Genomic DNA, 13,220 nt, shown 5'->3' with positions numbered 1-13,220 from the left:
AGCACCGTACTTTCTAGCGCCGCGCGCGACCCTGCCGTCAGCGCGAGGGTTCAATCCACCGCCCATGGACCCGGAGCGATGCCATGCCCCAAGCCCCCCAACAACTGTTGTTCCTGCCCGGCGCCTCGGGCAATCGTCAATTCTGGCAACCGCTGGCCGCGCAGCTGCGCCATCCGGCGCGCCAGGTGCACCTGGGCTGGCCGGGTTTTGGCGACACCCCGGCCCGGGCGGACGTCCAGGGCATGGACGATCTGGTGGACCTGGTGCTGCAACACATCGACCAGCCCACCGCGCTGGTGGCCCAGTCCATGGGCGGCATCATCGCGGTGCGTGCGGCCCTGGCGCGGCCGCAGTTGATCACCCATCTGGTGTTGAGCGTCACCTCCGGCGGCGTCGACATGTCCGACCTGGGCGCCAGTAACTGGCGCAAGGATTACACCGCGGCCTATCCGCAACTGCCCCGCTGGTTTGTCGATGACCACAGCGACCTCGGCCCGCGCCTGGGGGAATTGCCCATGCCGGTACTGCTGCTGTGGGGCGACTGCGATCCCATCAGCCCGGTGGCGGTGGGTCAGCGTCTGGCCCGACTGTTGCCACAAGCCCTCTTGCGCATCGTGCCCGGGGCCGACCACGACCTGGGCCTGAGCCATGCCACTCAGGCGGCGCAATGGCTCGACCAGCACCTGGGCGCAGCCTGATCGAAGGCGCCCAAGTGGGCGCCTGCCCCTGGCCTTGCACCGCTCGTCTTGTGCTCGCTCTTTTTACAGCAGGCCATTTGACTAAGCGTCTTGAGGATCTAGATTCCACTCGCGACTTCACGGAAGTGCATCAAGCTCGAAGCCCGGCAAACCGGGGCCCGGGTACCGATGCTCAGTGGCCGCGCCCGGAAACTCGATTGCCTGTTTGCCTGGGCACTCCAGGCATCTAACGCGACAGCAGGGAGCTGGACATGAACGACAACATCATCGACATCATGGTCACCATTGATGTGGACACCATTCTCAATAGCCAGGGCAAACAATTCGACAGCGGCCAAACATTCAACCTGCAAAAAAGCGACCCGACGCAGCCCAGCCACCTCTACAACTTCACCACCGGCGGGGTAAGGCTCTCCAGTCAGGCGATCTACATGGTCGCCAGACGCAACAACGCCCCAGTCGGCGAAGGTACGGATGAACTGTCGGTCAACCTCAAGGAGGGCGACCTGATCCACTGGCGCAGCACCAGCCTGTCAGAGGGGCTGTACCACACGGTGCTGCTGTATCAGTACACCCAGACGTCGCCGGTAGTGACGCAACAGAACCCCAATTACGTGCAAGACATCACGCCGGTGGTCTTGAACCACACGCCCATGCCGATCATCAATCAAAGCAATCCATCCGCGCAGCCCATCGCCCAGAGCGTCAAGAATTTCTATTGGGAAGGCCGCGCCGTGCGCCAAGGCAGCATCACCTATACCTGGGCCTTCATGATTGTCGACAGTGACAACCAGGTGGTGGGTTACTGCGACTGGGACCCCTACATCAATATCAACTGAGTGCCTTGCCCCTCTCCCTGTCGGCACCGGGAGAGGGGCTTGCCATCGCCCTGCCCGATCACTGTCACTGCCTCTCCTCCCCGTTCAACCTTGGCCAAGCCTTGATGCACCGCGAACCAGGCACTTGCCTCCCGCCCGACGCGGCCCGTATTTTATCGACCCCCGCCGCAACAACGTCCCGGCCAGCCCCGAGGTCGCCGATGGCGTGGGCCCGTTCCCTTGCCTTGTCCCGGAGACTGTATGGATCTCGCCACCCTGAGCCTGTTCATCCCCGCCTGTTTCGCCCTGAACATGGCGCCCGGCCCGAACAACCTGTTGTCCGTGAGCAACGCCACCCGTTATGGCTATCGGCAATCCTGCCTGGCGGGCAGCGGCCGGTTGCTGGCCTTCGCCGCCATGATCGCCCTGGCCGCCGCCGGCCTGGCGGTGGTCCTGCAGACGTCGGAACTGTTGTTCCATGCCATCAAGATCCTCGGTGCGGGGTATCTGCTGTACCTGGCCTGGCAACTGTGGCGTGCCAACCCCGGCAATGAAGTGGCCGATGACCCGGCCCGCGTCGGCCTGTGGGCCCTGGCCCGCCAGGAATTCCTGGTGGCGGCGGGCAACCCCAAGGCGATCCTGATCTTCACCGCCTTCCTGCCGCAATTCGTCGATCCGGCGCAGCCGATGGGCCCGCAGTTCCTGACCCTGGGCGCACTGTTCCTGGGGCTGGAGTGGATCGCCATCTGCGCCTACGCCTACATGGGCCAGCACCTGCGCCGCTGGTTCGCCGAACCCCGGGGCAAGCGCCTGTTCAATCGCGGCTGCGCGGTGCTGTTGTCGGGGGCGGCGTCGGTGCTGTTGATGGCGCGGCGCGGCTAGAGGAGTACAACCTTCAGTCGGACGGGTACAGCCCATGCATGAGGGGTTCTATGCATTTTGCTCGGCGCGAGGGTAGGATTAAATCCTACTCAGCTGGAGAAACTCCCCATGCGTAGCACTCAGCAATTCAGCATCACCCTGCCAAACCAGATGGCCGACGCGGTGAAAGCCAAAGTCGCTACTGGTGAATATGCCAGCGAAAGTGAAGTCATACGCGATGGCCTGCGGGCATTGATGGCTCGTGATCGAGCCATGGAAAGCTGGCTCACCGGCCAAGTGGCAACCGCCTACGATGCCTTGAAAGCGGACGCTTCACGCACACTCAGTGTCGATCAGGTCCGTGCTCGGTTGTCAGCAGAGCACCAGAACGCCCGCAACAAACTGGAATGACGCACACCGTCGAATTTGCTCCAGAAGCTCTGGAGCAGCTAACCGCGCTCTATCGCTATATAGCCACGGCAGCCTCGCCAAACATTGCCCAGCGCTATACCGACGCCATCGTGAGCCATTGCCAAACGCTGCAGACCTTTCCTCAACGGGGAAACCAGCGGGATGACATACGCCCCGGCCTGCGTATCACACACTATCGCAAGCGGGTCGTGATCGCCTTTGCCGTCGAGACCCGGAAGGTTGTCATCTTGGGCCTTTTTTACGGTGGCCAGGATTTCGAAACCACTCTTCTGGTTGATTGGGAGAACTAAAGAGATGACGCCAACCGCAAGGGCTTTGCGGGGCAGGCCGACCAGGACAATCCAGCATCCGGTGACTCAACCCCGGCCACGGCGGCCTGATGCTGCCGAAAGGCCCGCTGCTCGCCCGCCAGCAGACGCGGCAATAACTGCAATTCGTCGCTGAGGGCGGCCAGCGGCAGGTGCCGCAAAGACTCCATGTCGAGGATCTCCATGCTCATCAGTTCGCCCCTTTAACGCCGAGACAACAATCCTGCGAATGAGCCTAGGAAACGGATGCGCCCTCGCGCACATTTTTCTCTGCGTGCCGCGTCCGGCTCGCTATGATGTTTTCCCATGAACACCAGCCTCGCCCTTCGCCAACCCTGTCCGCCCGGCGCCTGCATCTGCGAGCGCGAGCAGTTGCTGGACACCCCCGGAGCCGACCTGCGCATCCTCAATCTGACGCGCCAGGAGGAAAAGCGCCTGCTCGAACGCCTGGAGAATCTCAAGGACCTGGCGGACCTGGAGCACATGCAGCGAAGGATCTACCAGCAACTGGGGGTCCGTGTGGAGATCACCCCCAGCGACAACGAAGTGCGCAGCATGCGCGGTATCACGATCGCCCTGGCCGAGCACCCCGGCCTGTGCCGCAAGACCCGGCAGTCGATTCCCGCCGCCATCCGCCGGGCCATGGAGAACCGCCCGGAAATCGCCTACCGCCTGCTCGATGCCCAGGACTTGCTGCGCGATACCTGACGGCAAGTTTCAGCTACAAGCAGCAGGCTTGCGGCTTGTGGCTCAAAGCTGGAAACTTGCCGCTGCTTTTTCCAGGACTCCCCTCATGCAAAACACCCCACTGAACGCCGCCGACTTCGAGCTGATCGAAGACACCCTGCTCCAGTACGGCGACGACCACTCGGTGCTCAATCCTTGCGAGCTGGACGGCTACTTCACCGCGCTGGTGTCGGGCCCGGCTCAAGTCGATATCGCCGAATGGTTCCCGGGCATCTGGGGCGGCGAAAACCCGGCCTGGGAAACCCCGGAGCAATGCCGGCAGTTCATCGACCTGTGCGTGCGTCACATCAACACCCTGGCCGCGCAATTGACCCAGGCCCCGCAAGCGTTCAAGGCGCGCTTCGAACAGACCGAACACCAGGGCCAGGACCTGCTGCTGGCCGAAGAATGGTGTTTCGGCTACCTGCGCGGGGTGGCCGTGGGCAACTGGCCGGAGATGCCGGCGCCGCAGGTCCAGGCGCTGCAGTTGATCATCGACTGCGCCGAACAGGACAACTTCGAACTGCCCGCCGACCTCAACCTGGAGCAGCATCGCCAGCAGATCGCGGCCATCGAACCTGCCGCGCGGCAGTTGCATGCCTACTGGGCGGCGCAGCGCTGAAGTAAACCGCATCCGAAAAAAAACGCCGCGGGCTCCGATCAGAGCCCGCGGCGTTTTTGTTTGCGGCCTGCCAGCGACGCGAGGCTTACAGCAATTTGCGCTGCACCGCTTCATCCAGGGTGCTGCGGGCCAGTTGCTGGACCACGTCGCGGGTATCCGCCTGGAAAGGAATGGCGACGATCAGCAACAACTGCATCCAGGTGCGCACCGACTCGCTCTTGCGAATCCGCCCCAGCTCCTTGCCGTCCTTGTCCTTGAACACCGTCTCCAGGGTGAAGGTGTTCTTGGCCGTGGACGGAATCACGAAGAAGGTGGCGCCGGTGATGATGGCCGAGGCCATGCTGAACTGTTCGTTGTTGTACAGGGTGGCTTCGGCATACAGGTCCGATTCGACCTTGTCGGTGCTGACCCGGGCAAAGCGCCCGGACTGGCGGTAGGCGTCGGCCACCACGGTTTCCCAGGCGGCCGCCGGAGCGCCGGCGGCGGCATTGGCCGGGCCGCCGTTGACCTGGTACATGGCGGTGGTGCGGACAAAGGCGCTGGGCTTTTGCTCGGTGGTCTGTGCCGCCGGAGGCCAGGTGCCGACGGCTGTCAGTTCGTGTTGCGAGTAGGACACGCAGCCGCTCAGCAGCACTGCGCCGAGCACCAGGACGTGCTTGATGGAAACCAACATGTGTCTCTCCTTGATCTTAGCGTTGTGCCAACCGGGCGCTGGCGTTGTCGAGCAATTTGGCAACCAGTTCATTCAGTTGCTTGGCGCCCTGGGTCGGGGCCCAGTACTCACGGCCGTACAGGCCGACGTTGCGCTCGAACTTGAGCTGCTCCTTGGCACTGGCCAGTTCCTGGCCGTTGCGGTCGACGATCGACAGCTCGCCGGCCAGGTCGAAGCTGTCGACGTAGATCGGGCCGTTGACCCAGATCCATACGGTCAGGGTCAGCAAGGCTCCGGGCAGGTAGCCCGGGTGGGGCGCGCGGTGGCCCTTGAGGGAGGTCATGTTGAATTTCAGCACTACGTCCTCCTCGCCCAGGCGGGTGGGGAATTCGCTGAGCTGACGGAAGTAGCCGGCACTCTTGACGTAGGGGGTCAGCTGGGCTGTGAGAGAACGGCTGATGGCGGTGCGTGTGGCTTCGTCGATACCGGGAGCGGTGACCTGCACATCGGCAATTTGCGCAGTGCGCGGGCTGCTGATGGGCGCGGGATGCAGCGGCGCGCCCAGCGGGCCGGTGACGCTATAGGAGACACAGCCGGTCAGCGCCAGGGTGGCGATAAGGGCGGCGGCCCTGAGGAGGGTTTTGAACACGAAATATCCTTATTGATCAACGGACAGCACCAACGTCTCGACCCCAGGGCCCAGAACTTTAGGAAAACCTCGCATTCAGTTGGGGGCTACAGGCCCGCTCCCGGGCCTTATTGATAATCCTCTTCATAGGCCTGGAGCAGATTGAACAAGTGCTCCTGGGGCATCGCGCAGTCCTGCAACGGTTCGGGCGCAACCCCGTTCCACTCCTCATCAGGGTCGCTTTCGACAATCAGCAGCGGCACCTGGGCGTTGTTGAAGAAGGCGAGGATGTCGCGCAGTTCCTGCTCGCGCTCTACATGGTCGTTGTGAAACAGCTTGGCGCTGTAGAAGAAACCCTCGGCGCCACGGCGCAGATAGCCCTGGGCAACGCTCAGGGACAGGCCCAGGCGTTGATGGAGAAACTTGACCAGCGCCAGGCTGCTGGTGGGGGTCGCCGTGGCGAGGCTGATGCGGGACATGGCAGGTTCCTTGAAAAACGACAGGTAATGACAGCGCGGTTACTCGGGGCGCCACAGTTCGAGCCCCTGCACATGACGCTCGATGTCGTCCATGTCGTCCTCCCCCAGGGTGCGGTCGAAGGGCTCGCTGAGAATCCTGCGCACCTGCGCCAGGCGCTGGGTGACCTGCTGGTTATCGATGAAATCGGTGGTGGCGCGCTGGTAGTCGGCCACGGGTTTATCCCTGTAGTAGGCGCCCATCTTGTGCAGCGAGATCAACACGAACTCCAGTTCCGCCAGGGCTTGCAGGGCCTGCTCCCCCGAGAGGGTGATGGTGCGGTTGCTTTCCAGCATCGAATACTTCCTTGACTCTCAACCATTGGACAGACCGCCGCCACCTGGGTAGCGTGCGGCGCACATTTCAAACAGGCAGGCCCCCAAACATGCTGATCAGGGACTTTCAAAGCAGCGATCTGCAAGCGTTGCTGGCGCTCTGGCTGGACGCCTCGATCCAGGCCCACCACTTTGTCGACCCCGATTTCTGGCGCGCCAAAGTCGAGGACATGCGCAACCTCTACATTCCCCATGCCCAGACCCGAGTGGCCGAACGCGACGGCCAACTCCTGGGTTTCTACTGCCTGCATGAGGATCAGCTGGCAGCGATTTTCGTCAGTGTGCAGCACCAGGGCCAGGGCGTGGGCAAACAGCTGCTGGCCGATGCCCGCGAGCGGCGCTCACGCCTTGAACTGGCGGTGTATGCCGCCAACCTGCCGAGCATCGGCTTTTACCGCCAGCAGGGATTCCAGGTGATCGGCAACGGCATTGACCCCAATACCGGAGAAGCCGAGCTGATCATGGCCTGGCCGGGCTGAAGGGCGCGACTCTACTCCCACAGGCGGTGCCCGGACAAATCCGCCGGCGGGTATCAGGCCGGCTCGTTAAAGCCACCGCTGCTTCAGAGGAAGAGGCTGCCCTTGAGGTACAAGGCGCCGTAGCCGCTGATGATCACCCGCCCGTTATCCAGCACCTGACACTCCAGCTGGCCCTTGCGCGCCCCGCCCTGTTGCGCCCGCAACTGACGCTTGCCCAGGCGCGCGGCCCAGTAAGGCGCCAGGGAGGTATGGGCGGAACCGGTGACCGGGTCTTCATTGACTCCGACCCGCGGGCCGAACCAGCGCGAGACGAAATCGAACTCCCGGGACGGCGCCGTCACGGCAATGCCGCGCACATCAAAGGCCGCCAGTGCGGCGAAATCCGGCTTGAGCGCCTCCACCAGAGATTCGTCGTCCACCACCAGTAGATAATCGTCGGTGCGATACAGGGCCTCGGCCGCCGGCAACCCCAGGGCTTGCAGCAGGGCCGGAGCAATCGCCACGGCCTCGGGCTGCTTGGCGGGAAAATCCATGGACAGCAGGCCGCCCTCGCGGCTCACCCGCAACTCGCCGCTGCGGGTGGCAAAACGCAGCACGTCGCGGCGCTCGCCCAACTGCTCGAACAGCACCCAGGCCGCCGCCAGGGTGGCGTGCCCGCACAGGTCGACTTCCACCGTGGGGGTGAACCAGCGCAGCTCGAAGACTTCGCCCCGGGGCACGAAATAGGCGGTTTCCGACAGGTTGTTCTCCAGGGCGATGCGTTGCAGGAGTTCATCCGGCAACCAGGCCTCCAGGGGGCACACCGCCGCCGGGTTGCCACCGAAGACGTGGGAGGTAAAGGCATCCACTTGAAAGATATCGAGTTGCATCGCGGTCATTCCTCGGCGCCTTCGGCGCGGATCTGTTCCAGGTAGTTGTAGATGGTGTAGCGGGTCACCCCCAGTGCCGCCGCGGCCTTTTCGATCCCGCCCTTGACGATGAACACCCCGCGCTCCTGCATCTGGCGCACGGCGTCGAGCTTGTTCTGCTTGCTCAGGCGCGTCGCGTTTGCCGGGCAGGCGCCCTGGATGATCTGGGCCAGCAACTGCTCCATGTCGCGGGTTTCATCGTGGCGCGGCGCAGGCGCGCTGCCCAGGCCCAGCAACTGGCCCAGGCAGGCGTGGGCGGCGGCGATGCCGCTCAGGTCGCTGTTGCTGCACAGGCTGGCGAAAGGCTGCCCGCTGCGGTCGCGAAAGATCACCGTGGAGCTGCGCAGCTCACGGCCGTCGGGGGCCAGGGTCGGGTAGTTTTCCAGCACCAGCGGGGTGCTCGCCGAGCGGTCTTGCAGGGCACTCAGCACCGCGGCAAAACCCAGGTCCTGGCGCGGCCCGCCCAGCACCGGGTCGCCCACCCGGCGCCCGGTGACATGGCCGTTGGCGATGGCGACGATCGAGGATTCCGGGCGGTCCAGGTCATGCAGGACGATTTCCACATGCTGGCCAACCACGCTGGCAAGCATCTGCAAGGTGCTGCGCAGCACCTGCAGGACCAGTTGGCGCTCGGCAAGAAGGGCATCGCAAGGCGGGTTCATGGGCGGTTACCAAGGAAAGTGGCCGGGAAAAATATCAACAGCTTGTTGAATATTCAACTTTTAGTCGATCAACGACTCAATCCTGTCAACCCATCGTGGCAATTGCACAGCCAGGGGCATTGCTGCAATATCCGCAAATGTAAAACATTCTCATTAGAGACCTCCATTCAAGTGCTCTCCCCCATGCCCCCCAACCTGCTCCTCGTGGAAGACGACGCCCGACTGCGCGACGATCTGGATCGGCATTTGCGCCAACGCGGCTTTGCCGTGACCACCTGCACCGACGGCCGCCAGGGCCTGGCAGCGGTGCGCGCCGGCCGCTTCGATCTGGTGCTGCTGGACATCATGCTGCCGGGCCTGGACGGCCTGGCCCTGCTGGAAACCCTGCGTCAGGAGCAAGACACGCCGGTGATGCTGATGTCGGCCCTGGGGGCCGAGCAGGACCGCATCACCGGCTTCACCCGGGGCGCCGACGACTACCTGCCCAAGCCCTTCAGCCTGGCCGAACTGGACGCCCGCGCCGACGCCCTGCTGCGGCGCATGGCCCGGGTGCAACAGCAGCAGGCCACACGCCATGACCCGGACCTGAGCTTCGACGACCAGGCCCAGGATGTGCTGCACCAGGGCCGCGCCGCGGGCCTGACCGGTTCGGAGTACCGGCTGCTGGTGACCCTGCGCGAGCACCCCGGAGAAACCCTGAGCAAGCCCTTTCTCTATCAGCACGTGCTGCACCGCATCTATACGCGCCTGGATCGCGGCCTGGATGTGCACGTGTGCAACCTGCGGCGCAAACTCGCCGACCTTGGGGTGCAGCACCTGCAGATCCAGGCGGTGCGCGGCGCCGGCTACATCCTGGTGGAGGCGCAACGTCACTGATGCGCCGTCATCCCCTGCTGTGGAAACTGGCCGGGCTGCAGATCGGCTTCTGCCTGCTGCTGACCTGGATCATCTGGACCTGGGGCCTGTCGGCCGAGCGCAGCACCTATTTTCTCGACCCCGCCGATCGCCAATACCTGGCCCGCTATGCGCAGCAGGCCGAGGCCGCCTGGCAGCAGGGCGGCGCGGCGGCGGTGGATGCCTTTGAAAAACGCCTGGCGGCCGAGGAAGACACCTGGGTCGCGGTGCTCGGCGAACGCCTGCAACGCCTGGGCAGCACGCCGCTGAGCGCCGAGGACGCCAGCCACCTGACCTTCATGCGCAAGCTCGACTGGCCCATGAGCCGGCGCCTGCAGGACGAGTTGCCCTACGTCAGCATCGAGTTCCCCGAGCACCCGGAACAAGGCCGGCTGGTGCTGCAACTGCCCGAGCGCCTGCTGCCCAGCGGCCTGACGCCCTGGACCCACCTCTTCAGCCATGGCGTGGTGCCGACCCTGCTCGCCGCCCTGCTCGGCCTGTTGCTCTATCGCCATCTGGTGCTGCCACTGAACCGCCTGCGCGACCGCGCCGATGCCTTGCGCGCCGACGACCTGGAAAGCCAGGGGCTGGGCACGCCCCTGGTGAACCGCCACGACGAACTGGGGGAACTGGCCCTGGCCTTCGAGCACATGGCCGAGCGCCTGCGCCAGAGCCTGGCCCAGCAGCGCCTGTTGTTGCGCACCTTGTCCCATGAGCTGCGTACGCCCCTGGCGCGGTTGCGCATCGCCCACGACAGCCCTTTGCCGCCGGAGCAGTTGCGCCAGCGCCTGGACCGCGAGATCGCCGATATGCAGCGCCTGCTGGAAGACACCCTGGACCTGGCCTGGCTCGACACCGAACGTCCGCAGCTGCCCACCGAAGCGGTGCAGGTGCTGTCGATCTGGGAGGCGCTGCGCGAGGACGCCTGCTTTGAAAGCGCCTGGGACGCCGAGCGCCTGCCCTGCCTGCTGGACGCCGAGTGCCGGGTCCAGGTGCACCTGGACAGCATCGCCCAGGCCCTGGAAAACCTGCTGCGCAATGCCATCCGCCACTCACCCGCCGACGGCCGGGTGAGCCTGCGCGGCTGGCGCGAAGGTGCCTATTGGCACCTGTGCCTGGAAGACCAGGGACCGGGCGTGGCCGAGCATGACCTGCAACGGATCTTCCAGCCCTACCAGCGCCTGGACTCGGCACAGGGCGACGGTTTCGGCCTGGGCCTGGCCATCGCCCGGCGCGCAGTGGAACTGCACCAGGGGCGGATCTGGGCCAGCAACAGTCACCCCGGGTTGTGCATGCACCTGCTGCTGCCTGCCGCCTAGACCCACGACCTGGAAGTGTTTAGAAAGTTAATGCGCTTTACTCGCAAATAGCAGTCATTATCATTCGTGATCTTCTGTTTCTGCCTCTGTCCGGAGATCACCGATGTCCATGCGCTCGCTGCGTCCTTTCGCCCCCTTCCTGCTGTCCGGCTGCTGCCTGCTCAGCCACGCGGTGCAGGCCGCCAATGCAGGCTCGACCCCGCCGGTCCTGGAGCTGGAACCCCAGAGCGTCATCGCCACCGCCAAGGAAGAAACCAAGCAGGCACCGGGGGTCTCGGTGATCACCGCCGAGGACATCCAGAAGCGCCCGCCGGCCAACGACCTGTCGCAGATCATCCGCACCATGCCCGGGGTCAACCTCACCGGTAACTCCACCAGCGGCCAGCGCGGCAATAACCGGCAGATCGACATCCGCGGCATGGGCCCGGAAAACACCCTGATCCTGGTGGACGGCAAGCCGGTGGGCAGCCGCAACTCGGTGCGCTACGGCTGGCGCGGCGAGCGCGACAGCCGCGGCGACACTAACTGGGTGCCGGTCGATCAGGTCGAACGCATCGAAGTGATCCGCGGCCCGGCGGCGGCCCGCTACGGCAACGGTGCCGCTGGCGGGGTGATCAACATCATCACCAAGCAGGCCGGCAGCCAGACCCACGGCAACGCCACGCTCTACAGCTCGTTCCCGACCCACAAGGACGAAGGCGCCACCCAGCGCGCAAGCTTCGGCCTCAACGGCCCGCTGACCGACACCTTGAGCTACCGGGTCTACGGCAACGTGGCCAAGACCGACTCCGACGACGCCGACATCAACGCCGGCCATGAATCCCTGCGCACCGGCAACCAGGTCGGCACCCTTCCCGCTGGCCGCGAAGGCGTACGCAACAAGGACCTCAACGGCCTGTTGAGCTGGCGCATGACTCCGGACCAGACCCTGGATTTCGAGGCCGGTTTCAGCCGCCAGGGCAATATCTACACCGGCGATACCCAGAACACCAACAGCAACAAGAATGTGCAGAACCTGCTGGGCCACGAGACCAACCGCAGCTACCGCGAAACCTACGCCCTGACCCATCGCGGCGATTGGGACTTCGGCAGCTCCATGGCCTACCTGCAATACGAGAAGACCCGCAACACGCGGATCAACGAAGGCCTGGCCGGCGGCACCGAGGGCATCTTCAGCAACAGCGAGTTCTACACTGCGGTGCTGCGCGACCTGACCGCCCATGGCGAAGTCAACCTGCCGCTGCACGCAGGTTTCGAGCAGACCCTGACCCTGGGCAGCGAATGGTCCCAGCAGAAGCTCGACGACCCCAGCGCCAACACCCAGAGCACCAGCGAAGGCGGCGCCGTGGGCGACCTGAGTTCAAGCAACCGCAGCACCCAGTCCAGCGCGCAGATCTTCTCGCTGTTCGCCGAAGACAACATCGAACTGCGCCCGGGCACCATGCTCACCCCAGGCCTGCGCTTCGACCATCACAACATCGTGGGCGACAACTGGAGCCCGTCCCTCAACCTGTCCCATGCCCTGAGCGACACCCTGACCCTCAAGGCCGGCATCGCCCGGGCCTACAAGGCGCCGAACCTGTACCAGCTCAACGCCGACTACCTGCTCTACAGCCGCGGCCAGGGCTGCTATGGCCAGAGCACCAGCTGCTACCTGCAGGGCAACGACAAGCTCAAAGCAGAAACCAGCGTCAACAAGGAACTGGGCCTGGAGTACAAGGCCGACGGCTGGGTCGCCGGCCTGACCTACTTCCGCAACGACTACAAGAACAAGGTGGAATCCGGCCTGGCGCCAGTGAGCCGAGCCAGCGGTGGCAGCGGCGCTTACCGCAACGCGGCGATCTACCAGTGGGAGAACGTGCCCAAGGCCCTGGTGGAAGGCCTGGAAGGCACCCTGACCATCCCCCTGGCCAGCCAGCTGACCTGGAACAACAACTTCACCTACATGCTGCAATCGAAGAACAAGCAAACCGGCGACTACCTCTCGGTGACCCCGCGCTACACCCTCAACTCGATGCTCGACTGGCAGGCCACCCAGGACCTGTCGTTGCAGGCAAGCGTGGCCTGGTATGGCCAGCAGACGCCGAAGAAGTACGACTACCACGGCGACCGGGTCACCGGCAGCGCTACCCAGCAACTGGCGCCCTACGCCATTGCCGGGGTCAGCGGCACCTACGCCCTGACTCGCCACCTGAGCATCACCGCCGGGGTCGACAACCTGTTCGACAAGCGCCTGTTCCGTGAAGGCAATGCCCAGGGCGTGAACAATATCGCCGGGGCCGGCGCCGCCACCTACAACGAACCCGGGCGCACCCTGTACACCAGCCTGAGCGCATCGTTCTAATGCCATCGCCCAGCCCCC

18 protein-coding genes are annotated in these 13,220 nt (G+C 64.5%); 11 read left to right on the top strand and 7 right to left on the bottom strand.

Annotated elements, in window-relative coordinates; all coding sequences use genetic code 11:
• The first annotated feature begins 83 nt into the window (after positions 1 to 83).
• From PQT43_RS28745 to PQT43_RS28725, 5 genes are all read left to right on the top strand, one after another.
• Complete coding sequence (locus PQT43_RS28745) at positions 84 to 698, top strand: alpha/beta fold hydrolase (protein ID WP_253085714.1); 615 nt, start codon at positions 84 to 86, stop codon at positions 696 to 698.
• A 251-nt stretch (positions 699 to 949) separates the two neighbouring features.
• Positions 950 to 1,537, top strand: coding sequence for an AidA/PixA family protein (locus PQT43_RS28740; RefSeq protein WP_102879701.1), 588 nt, complete (start codon positions 950 to 952; stop codon positions 1,535 to 1,537).
• Positions 1,538 to 1,777: 240 nt separating this feature from the next.
• Positions 1,778 to 2,398: a LysE family translocator gene (locus PQT43_RS28735; protein WP_272755323.1), complete on the top strand. Its 621-nt coding sequence runs from the start codon at positions 1,778 to 1,780 to the stop codon at positions 2,396 to 2,398.
• 108 nt (positions 2,399 to 2,506) lie between these two features.
• A complete protein-coding gene (locus PQT43_RS28730; RefSeq protein ID WP_102879703.1) occupies positions 2,507 to 2,788 on the top strand; it encodes a ribbon-helix-helix domain-containing protein in 282 nt (93 codons plus the stop codon).
• A complete protein-coding gene (locus tag PQT43_RS28725; protein ID WP_102879704.1) occupies positions 2,785 to 3,099 on the top strand; it encodes a type II toxin-antitoxin system RelE/ParE family toxin in 315 nt (104 codons plus the stop codon). The genes PQT43_RS28730 and PQT43_RS28725 overlap by 4 nt, the downstream gene beginning before the upstream one ends.
• Here the strand turns inward: PQT43_RS28725 and PQT43_RS28720 are convergent.
• Positions 3,096 to 3,308 carry a hypothetical protein gene (locus PQT43_RS28720; RefSeq protein WP_123393888.1) on the bottom strand — a complete coding sequence of 71 codons (213 nt, stop codon included), beginning with the start codon at positions 3,306 to 3,308 and terminating at the stop codon, positions 3,096 to 3,098. The genes PQT43_RS28725 and PQT43_RS28720 overlap by 4 nt on opposite strands.
• Before the next feature lie 115 nt (positions 3,309 to 3,423).
• Between PQT43_RS28720 and PQT43_RS28715 the strand changes: the two genes are divergently transcribed.
• Complete coding sequence (locus tag PQT43_RS28715; protein ID WP_123393887.1) at positions 3,424 to 3,825, top strand: hypothetical protein; 402 nt, start codon at positions 3,424 to 3,426, stop codon at positions 3,823 to 3,825.
• Between the two features lie 85 nt (positions 3,826 to 3,910).
• Positions 3,911 to 4,465, top strand: coding sequence for a UPF0149 family protein (locus PQT43_RS28710; protein ID WP_102879707.1), 555 nt, complete (start codon positions 3,911 to 3,913; stop codon positions 4,463 to 4,465).
• An 85-nt stretch (positions 4,466 to 4,550) separates the two neighbouring features.
• Here the strand turns inward: PQT43_RS28710 and PQT43_RS28705 are convergent, their stop codons facing one another.
• From PQT43_RS28705 to PQT43_RS28690, 4 genes are all read right to left on the bottom strand, one after another.
• Entirely contained in the window at positions 4,551 to 5,138 is a 588-nt protein-coding gene (locus PQT43_RS28705; protein WP_110597002.1) for a hypothetical protein, read from the bottom strand.
• Between the two features lie 16 nt (positions 5,139 to 5,154).
• Complete coding sequence (locus PQT43_RS28700) at positions 5,155 to 5,766, bottom strand: hypothetical protein (protein ID WP_110597001.1); 612 nt, start codon at positions 5,764 to 5,766, stop codon at positions 5,155 to 5,157.
• Positions 5,767 to 5,873: 107 nt separating this feature from the next.
• Positions 5,874 to 6,224, bottom strand: a complete 351-nt coding sequence (locus tag PQT43_RS28695) for a hypothetical protein (RefSeq protein ID WP_272755322.1) — start codon at positions 6,222 to 6,224, stop codon at positions 5,874 to 5,876.
• 39 nt (positions 6,225 to 6,263) lie between these two features.
• Entirely contained in the window at positions 6,264 to 6,557 is a 294-nt protein-coding gene (locus PQT43_RS28690; RefSeq protein ID WP_110653538.1) for a hypothetical protein, read from the bottom strand.
• A gap of 89 nt (positions 6,558 to 6,646) precedes the next feature.
• Here PQT43_RS28690 and PQT43_RS28685 point away from each other — a divergent pair, with 89 nt between their 5' ends.
• On the top strand, positions 6,647 to 7,075 hold the full coding sequence (locus PQT43_RS28685; protein ID WP_181430935.1) for an N-acetyltransferase: 429 nt from the start codon (positions 6,647 to 6,649) through the stop codon (positions 7,073 to 7,075).
• Between the two features lie 83 nt (positions 7,076 to 7,158).
• Here PQT43_RS28685 and PQT43_RS28680 read toward each other — a convergent pair whose 3' ends face one another.
• Together PQT43_RS28680 and PQT43_RS28675 are read right to left on the bottom strand one after the other, a co-directional pair.
• A complete protein-coding gene (locus PQT43_RS28680) occupies positions 7,159 to 7,944 on the bottom strand; it encodes a PhzF family phenazine biosynthesis protein (RefSeq protein WP_272755349.1) in 786 nt (261 codons plus the stop codon).
• A gap of 5 nt (positions 7,945 to 7,949) precedes the next feature.
• Entirely contained in the window at positions 7,950 to 8,645 is a 696-nt protein-coding gene (locus tag PQT43_RS28675; RefSeq protein ID WP_272755321.1) for a helix-turn-helix transcriptional regulator, read from the bottom strand.
• 183 nt (positions 8,646 to 8,828) lie between these two features.
• Here PQT43_RS28675 and PQT43_RS28670 point away from each other — a divergent pair, with 183 nt between their 5' ends.
• The 3 genes from PQT43_RS28670 to PQT43_RS28660 all read left to right on the top strand — a co-directional run bounded on the left by PQT43_RS28670 (position 8,829) and on the right by PQT43_RS28660 (position 13,202).
• Positions 8,829 to 9,521 (top strand): response regulator transcription factor, encoded by a 693-nt coding sequence (locus PQT43_RS28670; protein ID WP_272755320.1) that lies wholly within the window; start codon positions 8,829 to 8,831, stop codon positions 9,519 to 9,521.
• Entirely contained in the window at positions 9,521 to 10,858 is a 1,338-nt protein-coding gene (locus tag PQT43_RS28665) for a HAMP domain-containing sensor histidine kinase (RefSeq protein ID WP_272755319.1), read from the top strand. The genes PQT43_RS28670 and PQT43_RS28665 overlap by 1 nt, the downstream gene beginning before the upstream one ends.
• Positions 10,859 to 10,961: 103 nt before the next feature.
• Positions 10,962 to 13,202: a TonB-dependent siderophore receptor gene (locus PQT43_RS28660; RefSeq protein ID WP_272755318.1), complete on the top strand. Its 2,241-nt coding sequence runs from the start codon at positions 10,962 to 10,964 to the stop codon at positions 13,200 to 13,202.
• The last annotated feature ends 18 nt before the right edge of the window (positions 13,203 to 13,220 follow it).

Origin of the sequence: Pseudomonas sp. BLCC-B112 (genome assembly GCF_028550695.1) — a bacterium.
Taxonomy (GTDB): domain Bacteria; phylum Pseudomonadota; class Gammaproteobacteria; order Pseudomonadales; family Pseudomonadaceae; genus Aquipseudomonas; species Aquipseudomonas danubii.
Note: the sequence above shows the minus strand (reverse complement) of the source record. Positions and strands in the feature narration are given on the sequence as shown.